General features: G+C 64.6%; 2 protein-coding genes and 1 pseudogene. All 3 read right to left on the minus strand.

Annotated elements, in window-relative coordinates; genetic code table 11:
• Positions 1-562 (minus strand): ATP-binding cassette domain-containing protein (locus tag RMO57_RS16300; RefSeq protein WP_310388385.1); only part of this gene is annotated, 562 nt, incomplete at its 3' end.
• Position 563: 1 nt separating this feature from the next.
• Positions 564-1,679, minus strand: coding sequence for a M14 family metallopeptidase (locus tag RMO57_RS16305; protein WP_310388387.1), 1,116 nt, complete (start codon positions 1,677-1,679; stop codon positions 564-566).
• Between the two features lie 19 nt (positions 1,680-1,698).
• Positions 1,699-1,895, minus strand: a pseudogene (locus RMO57_RS16310) (amino acid ABC transporter permease); the annotation flags it as partial.

Genomic DNA, 1,895 nt, shown 5'->3' on the forward strand with positions numbered 1-1,895 from the left:
CGACCAACTCCGGGTCCAGCGCCGAGGTCGGCTCATCAAACAGCATCACCTCGGGCTCAACCGCCAGCGCGCGCGCAATCGCCACGCGCTGCTGCTCGCCACCCGACAACTGAGCCGGGTAAGCGTCTTTGCGGTGCGAGACGCCGACCCGGGCCAGCAAGGCGCTGGCCTTCTCGATCGCTTCGGCCTTGGGCACACCCAGTACATAGACCGGCGCCTCGATGACGTTCTCCAGCACCGTGCGGTGGCCCCAGAGGTTGAAGTTCTGGAACACCATCGCCAGGCGCGAACGCCAGCGCTGCAACTGCTTGGCGTCAGCGGCCTTCAAGCTGCCGTCACGGTCGGGCACCAGTTTCAACTCTTCGCCGGCGAGCGAGAGCTTGCCCTCAAACGGTTGTTCGAGCAGATTCAGGCAGCGCAGGAACGTGCTCTTGCCCGAACCGCTGGAGCCGATCAAGGTGATCACATCGCCGGTTTTGGCGGCTAGGGAGACACCCTTCAGCACCACCCGCTCGCCATAGCGCTTGTGCAGGTTTTCGACCTTCAGACTGGTTTCGGACATCTCATGCACCCAATAGTTTGCCGGTGCGCCGGGCTTCATGCCCGGCGACCTTGCCGACCTTCATGCCGGCGCTGGCGAAACGCACAAAATCGCGTGCAAAAAACAGACCGTCGACGGGGCTCTTCAACTCCGCGACGCTGCCACTCAAGGGACAGATGACATGGGCCAGCACGTCGCCGGCCGCCACCGTCTCGCCGGCCTGGCGCAGGAAGGTCAGCAGGCCGGCGCCCTCGGCCTTGATCGGCATGCAGCCGGCCAAGGGGCGGGCGTCGCCCACGGCGGCCGGCATGGCCGGCGCTTCACCGCTGATCAGGCCACGATGGGTGAGGAAATCGATGATGTTTTGCGCATCCGCTTCGGCCAGAGCGTGCTCGACGTCGGCGGCGCCGCGCAACTCCACCGTCACGGCCAGGCAAGCCTGGGGGACCGGGAAGCGGCCTTCAAAGCGCTTGGCCCATTGCCACCAGACCTGCGAGCAGGCCTCATCGAAGGGGCTGTCACCCGACTCCTGCGCCAGCAGGGTCACACGTGCGCCGAGGTAACGCGCCAGCGCCTCGCATTCGGGCCAGCACGGCGTCTCGGTGTAGAGATGCATGACGGCCTGCGCATCGCAATGCAGGTCGAGCACGATGTCGGCGTCGCAAGACAGCGCCATCAGCGTGCGGCGCAGCGACTTCAGCTCGGTGTCGGCCTCGGATGCATTGACGGCCTGCTTCAATGCGCGCCGCAAGACCTGCACGTTATGGCTCGCATCAGCGGTCAGCTCAGGTTCGGCGGCCAGCGCGGCGGCCAGGATCTGGTCGGGGTAATGGCGGTTGAAGTTCTCACCGCTGGTGGCCTCGAAACGACCCTGATGCAGATGCAGCGAATACTGCGACAGGCCGATCGGGTTGGCCATCGGCACCAAAATAATCTCGCCCTTGATGCGCCCGGCTGCCTGCAAGGCGTTCAGCTTCAGGCGCAGATGATGGGCCACCAGCATGCCGGGCAGCTCATCCGCATGCAGGGACGCCTGGATATAGGCCTTGGCGCATCCTGCCTGGCCGTAATGCAGCGAGATCAGCTCGCGTTGGGTGCCGGGTGCGGGCGAAAGTAGGGCGTGTTTTTGTAGTTGCATAGTTGCATAGGGGCTAGCATCAGCGCGGCATCAAGGGCTTGAGCCAGCGCGCTTCGGCCTTGTGGAACAGGCCCACCAGCGTCAGCGTCATCAAGAAGTAAAAGACCGCTGCCGTGATGAAGGCGGCGAAGGGGATGTAGTGGGTCGAATTGACAATCCGGGCCGCGCCGGTCAGGTCAAGAATCGTGACGATGCTGGCCAGCGAGGTGCCGTGCA

The sequence above is a fragment of the Roseateles sp. genome, assembly GCF_031397715.1.
Taxonomy (GTDB): domain Bacteria; phylum Pseudomonadota; class Gammaproteobacteria; order Burkholderiales; family Burkholderiaceae_C; genus Paucibacter_A.

Excerpts from the sequence above, each read along its gene's own strand:
- RMO57_RS16305 (WP_310388387.1), bottom strand. The coding sequence starts at position 1,679 with ATGCAACTACAAAAACACGCCCTACTTTCGCCCGCACCCGGCACCCAA.